This window comes from Rathayibacter sp. AY1E3 (assembly GCF_002932235.1).
Classification (GTDB): domain Bacteria; phylum Actinomycetota; class Actinomycetes; order Actinomycetales; family Microbacteriaceae; genus Rathayibacter.
This window is the reverse complement of sequence record NZ_PSVN01000010.1, coordinates 64,030-77,802: the sequence shown is the minus strand read 5'-3', so window position 1 is coordinate 77,802 and position 13,773 is coordinate 64,030. Positions and strand designations below refer to the sequence as shown.

The window sequence follows — 13,773 nt, the reverse complement described above, 5'->3', positions numbered from 1 at the left end:
CCCGTGGAGTGCTCGAATCGATTCGAGTAGGCTCGGCGCATGACAGAGAACACCACTGAGCTGCGCGTCGGGGTCGTCGGCCTCGGCTTCGCCGGCACCACCCACCTCGACGCCTTCCAGTCCCTGGCCGGCGCCCGCGTCGTCGCGCTCGCCGGCCAGGAGGAGGCGCGCCTGCACGAACTCGGCGCGACCCGCGGCGTCCCCGACCTCTACGCCGACTGGGAGGAGCTCGTCGCCCGCGACGACCTCGAAGTCGTCTCCATCGGCGTCCCGAACCACCTGCACCACCCGATCGCCGTGGCCGCGCTCGCGAGCGGCAAGCACGTCTTCTGCGAGAAGCCGCTCGCCACCACCGCCGAGCTGGCGGCCGAGATGGTCGAGGCCGCCCGCACGAACGACCGGGTGCTCGAGATCGCCTACAACCACCGCCGCCGCGCCGACGTCGCCTTCCTCCGCGACTACCTCGACGACGCACCGCTCGGCGACGTCTACCACGCCCGCGCGAGCTGGCAGCGGCGCACCGGCATCCCCGGCATCGGCTCCTGGTTCACCAGCAAGGAGCTCGCCGGCGGCGGCCCGCTGATCGACCTCGGCTCCCACGTGCTCGACATCGCGCTGCACCTGCTCGACGAGCCGCGCGTGACCAGCGTCTCGGCGGTCGCGTACGGCGAGATCGGCCGCTCCGGCCGCGGAGGGCGCCCGCACGGCGTCGCCGCCACCGGCACGCACGCGTTCGAGGTGGAGGACTTCTCGAGCGCCCTGCTGCGCCTCGACAACGGCCGCTCGCTCCAGCTCGACGCCTCCTGGGCCAGCTACTCGAAGGTCGACGAGGACATCGAGGTCGAGCTGCTCGGCTCGGCCGGGGGCGCGCGCCTCCACATCGCCGACTACGCCACGGAGGGGACTCTGACGCTCTACTCCGAGGTCGCCGGAGCGCCGACCGTCTCGCACCCCGACGTGAAGGTCCCCGCCGGGCACCACCGCTCGGTCATCGCCGAGTTCCTGGAGGCGATCGCCTCGGGAGCCGACGCGCCCGCGGGCGGCCCCCGCTACTCCGGCCACTACGGCGAGTACGCGCTGCACCGCAGCCGGGTGGTCGACGCGATCTACCGCTCCGCCGCCGAGAAGCAGGAGGTGACGGTCGCATGAGCGCCCCGATCGAGGTCCTCGTCTGGAACGAGTTCCGCCACGAGACCCGCGGCGACGAGACCGTGCTGCGCCACTACCCGGACGGCATCCACCGCGTCATCGCGGACGGACTCGCGGAGTCGCTCGGCGACGCCGTCTCGGTGCGCACCGCGACGCTCCCCGAGCCCGAGCACGGGCTCACCGAGGAGGCGCTCGCGACGACGGACGTGCTGCTGTGGTGGGGGCACATCGCGCACGAGGAGGTGTCGGACGAGGTCGTCCAGCGCGTCCTGCGGCACGTGCAGGAGGGGATGGGGATCCTGGTCCTGCACTCGGGCCACTACTCGTCGATCTTCAAAGCGCTCATGGGCACGACCTGCTCGCTGAAGTGGCGCAACGACCGCGACCGCGAGCTGGTCTGGACGATCGCGCCCACGCATCCGATCGCCGAGGGCGTGCCCAGCCCGCTGATCATCCCCGAGCAGGAGATGTACGGCGAGTACTTCGACATCCCGGTGCCGGAGGAGACGGTGTTCCTGTCGACGTTCACCGGCGGCGAGGTGTTCCGCTCCGGCGTGACCTACACCCGCGGCCTCGGGAAGGTCTTCTACTTCTCGCCCGGCGACCAGGACTACCCCGTCTACCACCACCCGGACATCCGGCGCGTGCTGGCGAACGCCGTCCGCTGGGCCCGCCCGACCCGGCCGCGCACGCCCCTCACGGCCGACCACCACCCCCGGGGCTGGTTCGAGTCCTGACGCGGTCCCCTCCCTCTCCGCGGGATGCCGCTCCGGTACGGGACACGCCGTGCCGGGCGCACCGACGTGGCGTCTCGCGGGGAGGTACTGGGGGGATGCAGCAGTCGGAGGGGCGCGAGCCGGACGAGGTGCGCCGGTACGGGGAGGCTCCGGAGCAGATCGCGGACGTCTTCCGCGGGGCGCCCGGCGGGGCGCGCCGGCCGATCGTGCTCGTGCACGGCGGGTTCTGGCGCGCGCGGTGGGACCGGCGGCACGCCCGGCCGCTCGCGGCGGCGCTGGCCGACCGCGGGCACGACGTGCTCCTCCCCGAGTACCGGCGCGCGGGCGACACGGGAGGCGGCTGGCCGGGCACCGGCGACGACGTCCTGGCCGTGCTCGCGACGCTCCCGGCGCTGCTGCCCGGCGCCGGACCGGTCACCCTCGTCGGCCACTCCGCCGGCGGCCACCTCGCCGTCTGGTCGCAGGCCGCCCGTCCGTCGCCGCACGTCGCCGCTGTGGTGGCGCTGGCGGGCGTGCTCGACCTGGCCGCCGCCTCCGCCGACCGCCTCAGCGGCGACGCCGTGGGGGAGCTCCTCGGCGGCGACCTCGCGCTGCTCCCGGGCGCCGACCCCGCGCAGCTGCCCGCGCCGCCGCAGCCGACCACGCTGATCCACGGCGTACTCGACGAGGACGTCCCCGTCGCCTACAGCCGCCGATACGCCGACCGGCACCCCGCCGTGCAGCTGCACGAGCTCGCAGACGCCGACCACATGGCGCTCGTCGATCCGACGACGGCAGCCTTCGCGATCCTCCTCGCCGCGCTCGGCTGACGCGCGCCGGGAGCGGGACTGCGACGCTTCCGCCCGCCGAGGCGGGACGGGAACAGGCCCCCTACAGGACCGGCGGGTACAGGAAGAGCGGGATCTGCGCGGTGGGGAAGGTGCGGGTCACGTAGCTGTGCTTGCCGCCGTAGTTGTACTCCTCGAGGAGCACCGTGCCGTCGTCGTTGACCTTCTGCACGTACGAGACGTGGTTGTAGGTCCACCACGCGACGCAGCCGACGATCGGGACGCTGCTGGTCGCCCAGCCCTTCGCGGCCCAGTTGTCCGGCCACTCGTAGGCGCTGCCGCCGAGCGGGGTGATGTTCCCCCACGTGTACTTCCACGGCGCGGAGGTGCGACCGGCGTCGCGGTTGAGGCGCCAGGCCACGAAGTCGACGCACTCGCGGTAGTAGTAGCCGAGGGGCGAGAGTCCGCCGCCGTCGTCGTCGATGGTCTCGTAGGGCCACGGGTAGTCGTCGCCGACCGCGCGGGTCTGCACGGTCGAGAACTCGCCGCCGTTGGATCCGGAGAGCACGGCCGCCTGGCGGCTGGCCTCGTCGAGCTGCGCCTGGGTCGGTGCGGCGAAGGCGTCGCGGACGGCGGTCTGGCCGGCGGCGTCGGAGGAGACGGTGAGGTTCTGGAGGCCGACCCGGTTCGCGGCGGCGCGGCCGGTCGCGGTGGCGGAGGAGCTGCGGGCGCCGTACGCGGGGATCGCGGCCGTGGCGAAGAGGCCGCCGACCACCGAGAACGTCCCGAAGGCCAGGGCGCGGCGGCTGAGGCCACCGGCCCGGGCGGATTCGGCGACGCGGGGAGCGACGGGGCGGGAGGCGGACGCGCGGCGCGGAGAGGCCGGGATCGACCGGGAGGCGGGGGAGGCGACGGCGGGGACCTCGACCGACACGGTCGGAGCGGGCGCCACGGCCGATGCGGCGTCGACGATGAAGTCCGCGGAGTCGCCAGCGCCTGCGGAAGCGGCGGAGTCGTCCGATCCGCTGCCCTCGACCGCGGCACCGGCGGTCGCCGCGCCCGTCTCCGTCTCGGCCCGGGCCGCACGGCGCTCGGCCTCGCGGGCCTCGCGCCGGGTCAGGGGTGCAGTGGTCGGGGTGCCGGCACTCTCCTCAGGGGTGGGAATGCCTGGCTTCGACACGCGTGCGTTCTCCTCGGATGACGGTGGTGACGGGGGGGTCGGGGGCCGGTGGGGATCCGGCGACGAGCCACTCTAGCCCGAGGCCCGCGCATAACGGAACGATCACGACGGATCCGGCACGGATGCTCCGACCGCTCGCGCCCGTGCGGTGCCAGGATGGGGCGCAACCGGGAAGGAGCTCCTCATGACCGCACCCACCCCCACCGGGCCCGTCCTCGTCGGCATCGTCGACGGCCAGCGACCCGAGGTCCTGCGCACCGCCGCCCGCGTCGCCGCCGACGCCGGAGCCGCCCTGCTGCTCGTGTCGGTCTCGGCCGATCCGTACCTCGTCGGCGAGTACGTCGATCCGATGACCGGCGGCATCCCGCTCGGCTTCGTCGGCGCCGCGGCCGACCGCGGCGAGGCCCCGTCCCTCCCGCCCGGGCTCCGCGAGACGGTCGAGCACGAGCTGGACGGCAGCACCGTGCAGTGGTCGCTGCGCGCGGCGCGGGGCGAGCCCGCCCTGGCGCTCGCCGAGGTCGCCGAGGAGGTCGACGCGCGGATGATCGTGGTCGGCACCCGCGACGCGGGCGTGCTCGCGAGCATCGCCGAGTTCCTCAGCGGGAGCGTCGCCGCCCACCTCGCGCACCGCCAGCACCGCCCCGTGCTCGTCGTCCCGCGCGCCGACCGCGACCCGTCGCGCCCGGCGCCCTGGGACCTCGCGGAGTGACGCGACCCCTCCACCTGCGCCCCTCCGCGATCCTCCTCGTCGCGGCGGGCGGAGCCGTCGGCACGGCTGCCCGCGCCGCGATCGGCGCCGCACTGCCCCCGTTGGGCGTCGTGCCGGTCGCGACGCTCGCCGTGAACCTGCCGGGCGCGTTCCTCCTGGGCCTCCTGCTCGAGGCGCTGGCGCGGCGCGGGCCGGACGAGGGCGGGCGCCGCACCCTGCGCCTCCTGCTCGGCACCGGCGTGCTGGGCGGATTCACGACCTACAGCACCTTCTCGCTCGACACGGTCGCGCTGCTCGAGGGCGGCCACGTCGTGGAGTACCTGCTCTACACCGGCGGCACGCTCGTGCTGGGCGTGCTCGCCGCGGCGCTGGGCATCGCTGTCGCGGGGCGGCGGAGGGCGGCGGCGTGACGCCCGGCCTGCTGCTCGCGGTCGCTCTCGCGGGCGGAGTCGGAGCGGCCGCACGGCTCGTCGTCGACGGGGTCGCGCGGTCGCTCGTGCCGGCGCGCTGGCCGGTCGGCACCGCGCTGATCAACGTGAGCGGGTCGCTGCTGCTCGGAGTCGTCACCGGGCTCGTGCTGGCCGGCGTCCTCGACCCGGTATGGCGGGCCGTGCTCGGGACGGGCGTGCTCGGCGGCTTCACCACGTTCAGCACGGCGAGCGTCGAGACCGCGCGGCTCTTGCTCGACCGGCGCTGGGCGGCCGGCCTGGGGTACGGCGTCGGCACGGCGGCGCTCGCCGTCGCGGCGGCCGCCGCGGGCCTCGCCCTGACGGGCGTCCGGCTGTCTTGAGCGGCGCGGTGGGCGCTCCGGAGCGGCGTGCGGCTCCGCTCCTCGCCGCCCTTCCGCGGAGCCCACCCCACGCCCCTCCGCACCCGCCTCATCGACCCCGCCCCGTCACTCCTGATCCCCCCGCTCACGGGGCAGGCGCCCGCCGCCGCCCGCGAGCCGACGCGGATCCTCGCGCGGTGACCCCCGGTCGAGGGACGCCTCGACCTCCGGAGCATGGGTGAAGATGGGCGGATGACATCCGTGGGGGGCGTTCCGGAGCTCAGGCTGGCCGTCGTCGACGACCAGCCCCTCTACCTGCACATGCTGTCGTCGCTGCTGCGCGCGGTGCCGGGCGTGCGGAGCGTCGTGGAGGCCGGATCCGCCACGGAGGCGCGGTCGGTGCTGCGGCCCGCGGAGCTCGACGTGGCGATCCTCGACATCGAGCTCGGCGACGGGGACGGCATCGAGCTCGGGCGCCGGCTGCGGTCCACCGCGCCCGGGCTGGGCATCGTCCTGCTCTCGGCCGTCGACGCGATGCACCGCTTCCTCCGCCTCGACCGCGCCGAGGCCGGCGGCTGGAGCTACCTCTCGAAGACCTCCTCCCTCTCCGCCCCCGCCCTGCTCGCCTCCGTCCGCGCGACGGCGGACGGCCGCACCGTGCTCGATCCGGCGCTGGTCGCCGCCCGCGCGGCCCGCCGCGACTCCCCGGTCGCCGCGCTGAGCCCGCGCCAGTACGAGGTGCTCTCGGGCCTCGCATCGGGGCTGACAAACGCCGCGATCGGCGAGCGCCTCGGCATCGCGGTCCGCTCGGTCGACAACCACGTCAACGCCGTCTACGCGTCCCTCGGCGTCCGGTCGGACGGCGAGCGCAACCCGCGGGTCGACGCGACGCTCCTCTTCCTCGAGCACACCGGATGAGCGCCGGCCCGAGCGATACGCGCGAGGACAACCGCATCGTCCTCGGAGCGATGTCCCTCCTGGGCGGCGTGCTCTCGCTGCTGGCCGCGCTCCAGGCCGTCTTCGCGCTCGGGATGCTGTCGCGGACGCTGCGGGGCGTCGATCCGGGGCCGCTGCTCGACGTGACGACGCGCGTCCTGGTCAACGTGTCGACGATCGGGCTCGCGATCGCCCTGGTCGCGGTGCTGCGTCCCGAGCGCGCGACCGGCGGCGGCCGGGTGGCCCTGACGGCGGTCATCGCCGTGGGGATGGGACTCGTCCGCTGCTGCCTCCAGGTGCTGACCGGCGTCTACCCGCTCTCGGCCCTCCCCGCTCTCGCGGTCGAGCTGGTCGTCGGATCCACGGTGATCGCGCTGATCACGGCCTACGGCTACCTGCTCGTGCGCGCGGCGCGGCGGGTGCGCGAGAAGGAGCGGGAGCACGCCCGCGCCTCCGTGCAGGCGCTCGAGGCGGTGCAGGCCCTGCAGCGGGAGGAGCTGCGGGTGCGGCGCGACGTCGCGCAGAGCCTGCACGGCGGCCTCCAGAACGGACTCGTGGTGCTGACCGCCGAGCTGCACGCGGTCGCGAGCACATCCGACGAGGCGGCCTCGGAGCGGCTGCTCGCCATCGCCGCCCGGCTCGACCGGCTCCGCGAGGACGAGGTGCGCGCGGTCGGTCACGCCCTCTACCCGGTCGAGATCGACCACGGCCTGGTCCCCGCCGTCCGCGACCTCGTCGCGCGCCTCCCTCCCGAGATCGCCGTCGACCTCGACCTCGGCCGCATCCCGGCGCTCGCCGCCGAGGGCGCCGAGCCGCCGCTCGACCAGCGGATGCTCCTGGTCCGGTTCCTGGAGGAGGCGGTCACCAACGCGCTGAAGCACGGCGGCGCCTCCTCGCTGCGGGTGCGCGGCGACGAGGAGGCGGGCGTCGTGGTGCTCACCCTCGACGACGACGGCCGCGGACTCGTCGAGGGGTCGACGCGCTCGGGCCTGGCGCGGCTGGAGCGGCAGCTCGCGGTCTACGGGGGCTCGTTGGAGCTCTCGGACTCGCCCGTGCTGGCGGGGGCGCGGCTGAGGGCGCGGCTCCCGCTGTCCGACGCTGCGCCCGGCGGGGACGGCGGACGGGCGGAGTAGCGGGACGGGCGCTCGCGCCGTCCCTCGCGTCGAGCACAGGGCGGTTCGAGGGACGGATTCATGCCGGACGGCGAGCCGTCTCCTCGTGCCCGCCCCTCACGCCGGGTAGACCAGCAGATCCTCCAGAGCGACGGTGAAGCCTGCCTCGCGGCCTGGCGCGAGGTCGAGGCGCGCCGCGTCGGCCGCCGGGACGTCGGCGGTCAGGAGCGCGCTGCGCACCCGCACCGCGTCTCCCCGCTGCTCCACATCGGTGATCACGGCGCGGAGGCCTCCCTCTCCGAGGGAGACGGCGGAGGGGCGGACCGCGGCGAGCACCGCGGCGCCGACCGCGACCGGCTCGGCCGCCACTCCGGACAGCTCGTGCCCGTCGGCGGTGCGCAGACCCGTCGCGGTGCGGACGCCGTCGAGCAGCTCGAGCCCGGCGAGCTCGGCGGTGAACGCGGTGCGCGGGCGCGTGAGGACCCGGGCGGTCGGCCCCTCCTCGACCACACGGCCGCCGTGCAGCACCAGAACCCGGTCGGCGAGGGTCCAGGCGTCGAGCACGTCGTGGGTGACCACGATCGCCGAGCGGTCGGCGAGCACCTCGCGGAGCATCCGGCGGAGGACCGGGGCGGTCCGGGCGTCGACCGCGGCCAGCGGCTCGTCGAGCAGCAGGAGGCGCGGGTCGGTCGCGAGGGCCCGGGCGAGGGCGACCCGCTGAGCCTGGCCGCCGGAGAGGCTCCCCGGGCGCCGGTCGGCCAGGTCGGCCACGCCCGCGGCGGCCAGCTCGCGCTCGGCCCGCTCGAGGGACCGCGCCCGTCCGGCGCCGGCGCTGCGCGGACCGAACGCCGCGTTCTCGCGCACGCTGAGGTGCGGGAACAGCAGCGGGTCCTGCGCCAGCAGGGCGACGGGGCGGCGGTGCGGAGGAGTCCACCGGCGGTCGTCGAAGAGCAGCTCGCCGCCGGCGGTCGCCCGCCCGGAGTCGGCGCGGACGAGGCCGGCGATCAGCTCGAGCACGGTCGACTTGCCCGCGCCGTTGGGCCCGAGCAGCGCGATCGTCTCGCCCTCGGCCACGTCGATCCGCACGTCGATCCCGCGCGCCGCGAGCCGCGCCTCCAGCAGCAGGCTCACCGCGGCACCCCCCGGGCGGAGCGGCCGTGCGCGAGACCGATCACGAGCACCGCGACCACCACGAGCACCAGCGCGAGGGCGACCGCCGCGTCCGGATCGCTCTCCCGCTGCAGGTAGATCTCGAGCGGGAGGGTGCGCGTCGTGCCCTCGAGGCTGCCGGCGAAGGTCAGCGTCGCCCCGAACTCGCCGAGCGCCCGCGCGAACGAGAGGATCGCGCCCGAGGCGAGGCCCGGCAGGATCAGCGGCAGCGTGATCCGCCGGAGCACCGTCCCGGGGGACGCGCCGAGCGTCGCGGCGACCGACTCGTACCGCGCGCCGGCGCTGCGCAGCGCGCCCTCGAGCGTCAGCACCAGGAACGGCAGGGCCACGAAGGTCTGCGCGATCACGACGGCGGTGGTCGAGAACGCGATGCGGACGCCGAGGGCCTCCAGCGCGCCGCCGAGCAGGCCCATCCGCCCGAAGGTGAAGAGCAGCGCCAGCCCGCCGACCACCGGCGGGAGCACCAGCGGCAGCAGCACCAGCGAGCGGAGCAGGCGCTGGCCGGGGAAGGCCGTGCGGGCGAGCACGAGGGCCATCGGGGTGCCGAGCAGCAGGCACAGCAGGGTCGCGACGGCGGAGGTGCGCAGGCTCAGCAGGAGCGCGGCGACGGAGGAGTCGGAGGTGATCAGCGGCAGGAACTGCGGCCAGTCGACGCGGGCGAGGATCGCGGCGAGCGGGAGCAGCACCAGCAGGGCGCCGAGCGCGGCGACGGCCACGACCCAGCGCGGCAGGCCGGACCCGGTGCGCATCAGCCGCGGGCGAGCGGCGTCTCGACGATGACCGTGGTCGCCTTGACCACCGCCACCGCGGGAGACCCGGGCTCGAGCCCGAGCTCGCGGACCGCCTCGCTGCTCATCAGCGAGACCACGCGGTGCGGACCGCACTGCAGCTCGACCTGCGCCATCACGGTGTCCATCACGATGCCGGTGACGATCCCGACGAAGCGGTTGCGGGCCGAGCGCGCGACCGGGGACGGATCCTCCGGCAGCACGGCGTTCGCGCGGGCGAGCCGGGCGACCTCGAGGCCGTCGACGACGCGTCTCCCGGACGCGTCCTTCGCGCTCTCGAGCGTCCCGTTCTCGATCCAGCGCCGCAGCGTGTCGTCGCTCACGCCGAGCGCGGCGGCGGCGTCCCTGATCCGTATCTGCGGCATGGAGTCGATCCTACGTCCGCGGCTGAGCCTGTGCCGTGCCCGTCTCCTCTCCACGAGATGCCGCTGCGGTGCGCCTCCTGCGGTGTGCCGCGTACCCGCACGGCATCTCGCGGAGAGGGAGGAGAGGACGGCGGAGGGACGGGCGCTGGGGATCCCGGGCCGCGCGCGCAACCCCCTGGAGGACCGGCGGGAGCACGACGCACGCTGAAGAGACGACGACACAGGAGGCGGCATGCGCGCGATGGTCTACCGGGGCCCCTACAAGGTCCGCGTGGAGGAGAAGGACCGGCCGAGGATCGAGCACCCGAACGACGCGATCGTCCGGGTGACGATGGCGGCGATCTGCGGATCCGATCTGCACCTCTACCACGGGCTTCTCCCGGACACCCGGATCGGCCACACCTTCGGCCACGAGTTCATCGGCGTGGTCGACGAGGTCGGCTCGTCGGTGCAGAACCTCAGCGTCGGCGACACGGTGATGGTCCCCTTCACCATCTACTGCGGCTCCTGCTGGTTCTGCTCCCGCGGCCTCTACTCCAACTGCCACAACGTGAATCCGAACGCCACCGCGATCGGCGGCATCTACGGCTACTCGCACTCGGCGGGCGGCTACGACGGCGGGCAGGCGGAGTACGTGCGCGTCCCGTTCGCCGACGTGGGCCCGACGAAGATCCCCGAGTGGCTGCCGCACGAGGACGCCCTGATGCTCACCGACGCCTTCTCGACCGGCTACTTCGGCGCGCAGCTCGGCGACATCGTCGAGGGCGACACGGTCGTGGTGCTCGGAGCCGGACCGGTCGGCCTGGCCGCCGCGCGGTCCGCCTGGCTGATGGGCGCCGGCCGCGTCATCGTCGTCGACCAGATCGACTACCGCCTCGCCAAGGCCCGCGAGTTCGCCTTCGCGGAGACGATCGACTACACCGAGGAGGACGACCTCATCGTCACCCTCAAGAAGACCACCGGCGGTCTCGGCGCCGACGTCGTGATCGACGCGGTCGGCGCGGAGGCCGACGGGAACCTCCTCCAGCACGTCACCGGCGCCAAGCTCAAGCTGCAGGGCGGCTCGCCGATCGCGCTCAACTGGGCGATCGACGGCGTCCGGAAGGGCGGCACCGTCTCGGTGATGGGCGCCTACGGGCCGCTCGCGAGCGCCGTCAAGTTCGGCGACGCCGTCAACAAGGGCCTCACGCTGCGGATGAACCAGGCCCCCGTCACCCGCCAGTGGCCGCGCCTGTTCGAGCACATCCGTGCCGGGCACATCACGCCCAGCGACCTGATCACGCACCGCATCCCGCTCGAGCACATCGCCGAGGGGTACCACCTGTTCTCGTCCAAGCTCGACGGCTGCATCAAGACCGTCGTCGTCCCGTAGGAGGATCCCGTGCCGTACACCGCCGACCGCCCCGTCCGCGTGCCGACCGCCGAGGAGCTGCGTGCCCGCATCCCGGGCTGGGGCGCCGACCTCGACCCCGCCGACCGGCCCGCCTTCCCCCGCGAGCGCAGCGACCTCGTCTCGGGCGCGCACTGGGAGCGCCCGGAGAGGATGCGGACGCACGGCCGTCGCGAGAAGAGCATCGAGCACCTCGAGCTGCCCGCCGTCTTCGGCACGGCGCAGCCCCTCCACGGTGTCTCCGGCGCGATCCGCCGCTACGCCTACGACCGGTTCAGCGAGGGGCGCCACGCGCACTGGCTGCTGCTCGTGCTGGGCGACCGGGTGGAGTCGACCGGGGCGCACCTCCGCTCGCTGCTCACGACACGGCCGGACGATCCGATCACCGAGACCGGTGTGCTGGCCGAGGCGCACGCGCACCCGATCGCCTCGCGCCGTGGCCGGTCCGACGTGCGCCACCAGATCCTCGACCCGCTGCTCGTCGGCGGTCCCTGGGTCCTCGCGGCCCTCGGCGCCGTGGCCGTCGCCCGCCGCCTCCTGCGCTGACGCCCGTTCCCCTCTCGCGAGAGGCCGCTCCGGTACGCCGCCGTCGGCGTGTCGCGGACCGGAGCCGCGTCCCGCGGAGGAGGACGGGGGTCAGCGGCTGCGGGGCGCGGCGCCCGCGGTCGGCGCGGTGCGGGTGTCGACGCTCGCCGTGAGTGCCGCGGAGTAGCCGGACACCGGGCTGCCGGACATCGTCGCGAGCTGCAGGGCTCCGCCGTCGTCGCCGAAGACGGAGTCGGATTCCAGGCCGACCCGGGCGAGGTTCGCGGCCGAGCCCGCATACGACTCGAGGGCGTAGACCGCGGTGCACGCCTCCTCCTGCAGGGCGACCTGCGAGGTCGCGATCGCGTTCGACGCGTCGGTGATCGAGTCCACTCCCGGGTACACCTCGAAGTGGATGTGCGGCCAGCGGCCGGAGTAGCAGGCCGGGACGATCGAGGCGAAGGAGACGACGCCCGACGCGTCGGCGACCTGCACGCCGCGGAGGTACGTCTCGTCCTCGACGCCGCTGGAGTACATCGAGTAGTCCCCGTTCGCGTCGCAGTGCCAGACGTACACGGCGGCTCCGGCGAACGGCACGTCCCCGTTCGCCGCGTCGAGGATCGTCAGAGTGAGGGCCAGGGGGACCCCGTCGGCCGTCGCGCCGCCGCCGATGCTGGTGCGCAGGTCGCTGCGGACGATCCCGGAGCGCTCGAGGACGTCGACCCCGTTCGAGCCGTCGCCCGGGTAGGGGCCGGCCGTCTCGTCGGGGATCTCGCCGGCGACCGCGGTGCCGGCCCCGGCCGTGGCGGTCGCGGTGGGAGTCGCGGTGGCGGTCGCGGCGGCGGAGGAGGCGGATCCCGATCCTCCGGTGGCGCACGCCGCGAGCCCGAGGGTCGCCGCCCCCGCACCGACCAGCGTCAGCACGCCGCGCCGCGAGAAGAGGGTCCCCACGTCGAACGGGAGGCCCTGGTCGACCACCTCCTCCTCGGGGCGGTCGAGCCGGCGGCCCTCGTAGGCCGGTCCGTCGGGCGTGCTGCGGGGCTCCGGGATGCGGGTCATGGTCGTGCTCCTCGTCGATCGTGGTGTCCGTCGCGAGCAACCCTGGCGGCCGGGGCTCTGCGCCTCCGATGACCGTCCTACGACCCTCCTATGACCGACCCGCCGACCGCCCTGCAGGCCTCCTCCGACGCCGCGACGCCTCTCACGGTGCTCCGAACCCGGCCGCCGCGAGCACCGCGCGCCCGGCGTCGGAGGCGACGTACGCGACGAAGGCCGCCGCCGTGGCCGGGTCGCCCGCTCCGGTCAGCGCCGCGATCGGGTACGTGTTCACCGCCTCCGAGGCCTCGGCGAAGGGGATGCCGGTGACCGAGCCCGCGGCCCCGCGGACGTCGGTCGCGTAGACGAGCCCGGCGTCCGCCTCGCCCGAGGACACCTTGCCGAGCACGTCGGTGACCGACGACTCCTCGCTCACGGGAGAGATGTCGACCCCGGCGGCCTGCTCGACCGCGGCGGCCGCCGCTCCGCACGGCACCTGCGGCGCGCAGACGACGGTGGCGGTCCCGGGCCGGGCGAGGTCGGCGAGCGAGGCGACCTGCGCCGGGTTGCCGGGAGGCACGGCGATCTCGAGCGTGTTCGTGGCGATGTCGACCGGGTTCCCGTCGACGAGCCCGGCCTCGGCGACGGTGGACATCGTGCGCTCGTCGGCGGAGGCGAAGACGTCGGCCGGGGCGCCGTTGACGATCTGCGTCGCGAGGTCGGAGGAGCCGGCGAAGGAGAGCTCGACCTGCGCTCCGGGCTCGGCGGCCTCGAACCCCGTGGCGAGCTCGGTGAACGCGCCCTTCAGCGAGGCGGCGGCGAAGACCGTGATGGAGCCGCCGACCGAGGACGTCGCGCCGCCGGGGGCCGCATCGCCGGCGGGGGTCGACGGAGCGGAGCAGCCGGCGAGCAGGAGGAACGCGGCAGCGGCCGGGACGAGGGGGAGCAGGCGACGACGCACGGGGACCTCCGGATCTGGGGTCCGCAGATGCGGCGGACAACTGATCCTAGGACCTCAGGTGCGGAGGCGGGCTGGGAGGAGGGCCTCACGTGCGGCGGAGAGACGATCCGAGGACCGGACCGGCCGGGTGACGCACCTGCGCGGGGACCGACCGCCCGCGCGACGTACAGCGGCGGGCGG

At 75.0% G+C, this 13,773-nt stretch carries 16 protein-coding genes; 10 read left to right on the top strand and 6 right to left on the bottom strand.

Annotated features, from left to right (window positions below; all coding sequences use genetic code 11):
- Positions 1–39: 39 nt before the first annotated feature.
- The 3 genes from C5C53_RS10210 (at position 40) to C5C53_RS10200 (ending at position 2,695) form a co-directional block, all read left to right on the top strand.
- A complete protein-coding gene (locus C5C53_RS10210; RefSeq protein WP_104267468.1) occupies positions 40–1,149 on the top strand; it encodes a Gfo/Idh/MocA family protein in 1,110 nt (369 codons plus the stop codon).
- Positions 1,146–1,886 carry a ThuA domain-containing protein gene (locus tag C5C53_RS10205; RefSeq protein ID WP_104226581.1) on the top strand — a complete coding sequence of 247 codons (741 nt, stop codon included), beginning with the start codon at positions 1,146–1,148 and terminating at the stop codon, positions 1,884–1,886. Before C5C53_RS10210 ends, C5C53_RS10205 begins: the two co-directional genes overlap by 4 nt.
- Positions 1,887–1,981: 95 nt before the next feature.
- A complete protein-coding gene (locus tag C5C53_RS10200) occupies positions 1,982–2,695 on the top strand; it encodes an alpha/beta fold hydrolase (protein WP_104267467.1) in 714 nt (237 codons plus the stop codon).
- Positions 2,696–2,756: 61 nt separating this feature from the next.
- On the opposite strand, the gene C5C53_RS10195 is transcribed toward C5C53_RS10200, so the two are convergent.
- The gene (locus C5C53_RS10195) at positions 2,757–3,833 is read right to left on the bottom strand and encodes a CHAP domain-containing protein (RefSeq protein WP_104267466.1); all 1,077 of its coding nucleotides are present in this window, start codon (positions 3,831–3,833) and stop codon (positions 2,757–2,759) included.
- Positions 3,834–4,017: 184 nt separating this feature from the next.
- Between C5C53_RS10195 and C5C53_RS17130 the strand changes: the two genes are divergently transcribed.
- The 5 genes from C5C53_RS17130 (at position 4,018) to C5C53_RS10175 (ending at position 7,380) form a co-directional block, all read left to right on the top strand.
- On the top strand, positions 4,018–4,542 hold the full coding sequence (locus C5C53_RS17130) for a universal stress protein (protein ID WP_181065491.1): 525 nt from the start codon (positions 4,018–4,020) through the stop codon (positions 4,540–4,542).
- Complete coding sequence (locus C5C53_RS17125) at positions 4,539–4,952, top strand: CrcB family protein (protein ID WP_104313543.1); 414 nt, start codon at positions 4,539–4,541, stop codon at positions 4,950–4,952. The genes C5C53_RS17130 and C5C53_RS17125 overlap by 4 nt, the downstream gene beginning before the upstream one ends.
- Positions 4,949–5,332: a CrcB family protein gene (locus C5C53_RS10185; RefSeq protein WP_104226584.1), complete on the top strand. Its 384-nt coding sequence runs from the start codon at positions 4,949–4,951 to the stop codon at positions 5,330–5,332. Before C5C53_RS17125 ends, C5C53_RS10185 begins: the two co-directional genes overlap by 4 nt.
- Positions 5,333–5,563: 231 nt before the next feature.
- Complete coding sequence (locus tag C5C53_RS10180; RefSeq protein WP_104267465.1) at positions 5,564–6,229, top strand: response regulator; 666 nt, start codon at positions 5,564–5,566, stop codon at positions 6,227–6,229.
- Positions 6,226–7,380, top strand: coding sequence for a sensor histidine kinase (locus C5C53_RS10175; protein ID WP_104267464.1), 1,155 nt, complete (start codon positions 6,226–6,228; stop codon positions 7,378–7,380). Before C5C53_RS10180 ends, C5C53_RS10175 begins: the two co-directional genes overlap by 4 nt.
- A 96-nt stretch (positions 7,381–7,476) precedes the next feature.
- On the opposite strand, the gene C5C53_RS10170 is transcribed toward C5C53_RS10175, so the two are convergent.
- Genes C5C53_RS10170 through C5C53_RS10160 form a run of 3 tightly spaced genes read right to left on the bottom strand, consistent with a single transcriptional unit; the run spans position 7,477 to position 9,682 of the window.
- Positions 7,477–8,490, bottom strand: a complete 1,014-nt coding sequence (locus tag C5C53_RS10170; RefSeq protein WP_104267463.1) for a sulfate/molybdate ABC transporter ATP-binding protein — start codon at positions 8,488–8,490, stop codon at positions 7,477–7,479.
- Positions 8,487–9,278, bottom strand: coding sequence for an ABC transporter permease (locus C5C53_RS10165; protein WP_104222446.1), 792 nt, complete (start codon positions 9,276–9,278; stop codon positions 8,487–8,489). The genes C5C53_RS10170 and C5C53_RS10165 overlap by 4 nt, the downstream gene beginning before the upstream one ends.
- Positions 9,278–9,682: a molybdopterin-binding protein gene (locus tag C5C53_RS10160; protein ID WP_104222447.1), complete on the bottom strand. Its 405-nt coding sequence runs from the start codon at positions 9,680–9,682 to the stop codon at positions 9,278–9,280. The genes C5C53_RS10165 and C5C53_RS10160 overlap by 1 nt, the downstream gene beginning before the upstream one ends.
- A gap of 232 nt (positions 9,683–9,914) precedes the next feature.
- Here C5C53_RS10160 and C5C53_RS10155 point away from each other — a divergent pair, with 232 nt between their 5' ends.
- Both C5C53_RS10155 and C5C53_RS10150 read left to right on the top strand, forming a co-directional pair.
- Positions 9,915–11,054: a zinc-dependent alcohol dehydrogenase gene (locus tag C5C53_RS10155; RefSeq protein ID WP_104267462.1), complete on the top strand. Its 1,140-nt coding sequence runs from the start codon at positions 9,915–9,917 to the stop codon at positions 11,052–11,054.
- 9 nt (positions 11,055–11,063) lie between these two features.
- Complete coding sequence (locus tag C5C53_RS10150) at positions 11,064–11,618, top strand: hypothetical protein (protein ID WP_104267461.1); 555 nt, start codon at positions 11,064–11,066, stop codon at positions 11,616–11,618.
- Between the two features lie 90 nt (positions 11,619–11,708).
- On the opposite strand, the gene C5C53_RS10145 is transcribed toward C5C53_RS10150, so the two are convergent.
- Positions 11,709–12,656, bottom strand: coding sequence for an intradiol ring-cleavage dioxygenase (locus C5C53_RS10145; protein ID WP_104267460.1), 948 nt, complete (start codon positions 12,654–12,656; stop codon positions 11,709–11,711).
- Positions 12,657–12,798: 142 nt separating this feature from the next.
- Complete coding sequence (gene modA, locus C5C53_RS10140; protein ID WP_104267459.1) at positions 12,799–13,593, bottom strand: molybdate ABC transporter substrate-binding protein; 795 nt, start codon at positions 13,591–13,593, stop codon at positions 12,799–12,801.
- Positions 13,594–13,773 lie beyond the last annotated feature (180 nt).

What these genes read in the sequence shown, in the direction of transcription:
- C5C53_RS10200 (WP_104267467.1), top strand. Translation starts at nt 1,982, where the DNA reads ATGCAGCAGTCGGAGGGGCGCGAGCCGGACGAGGTGCGCCGGTACGGG.
- C5C53_RS10155 (WP_104267462.1), top strand. Translation starts at nt 9,915, where the DNA reads ATGCGCGCGATGGTCTACCGGGGCCCCTACAAGGTCCGCGTGGAGGAG.
- C5C53_RS10165 (WP_104222446.1), bottom strand. Translation starts at nt 9,278, where the DNA reads ATGCGCACCGGGTCCGGCCTGCCGCGCTGGGTCGTGGCCGTCGCCGCG.
- C5C53_RS10160 (WP_104222447.1), bottom strand. Translation starts at nt 9,682, where the DNA reads ATGCCGCAGATACGGATCAGGGACGCCGCCGCCGCGCTCGGCGTGAGC.
- C5C53_RS10145 (WP_104267460.1), bottom strand. Translation starts at nt 12,656, where the DNA reads ATGACCCGCATCCCGGAGCCCCGCAGCACGCCCGACGGACCGGCCTAC.
- C5C53_RS10180 (WP_104267465.1), top strand. Translation starts at nt 5,564, where the DNA reads ATGACATCCGTGGGGGGCGTTCCGGAGCTCAGGCTGGCCGTCGTCGAC.
- C5C53_RS10205 (WP_104226581.1), top strand. Translation starts at nt 1,146, where the DNA reads ATGAGCGCCCCGATCGAGGTCCTCGTCTGGAACGAGTTCCGCCACGAG.
- C5C53_RS17130 (WP_181065491.1), top strand. Translation starts at nt 4,018, where the DNA reads ATGACCGCACCCACCCCCACCGGGCCCGTCCTCGTCGGCATCGTCGAC.
- C5C53_RS10210 (WP_104267468.1), top strand. Translation starts at nt 40, where the DNA reads ATGACAGAGAACACCACTGAGCTGCGCGTCGGGGTCGTCGGCCTCGGC.
- C5C53_RS10175 (WP_104267464.1), top strand. Translation starts at nt 6,226, where the DNA reads ATGAGCGCCGGCCCGAGCGATACGCGCGAGGACAACCGCATCGTCCTC.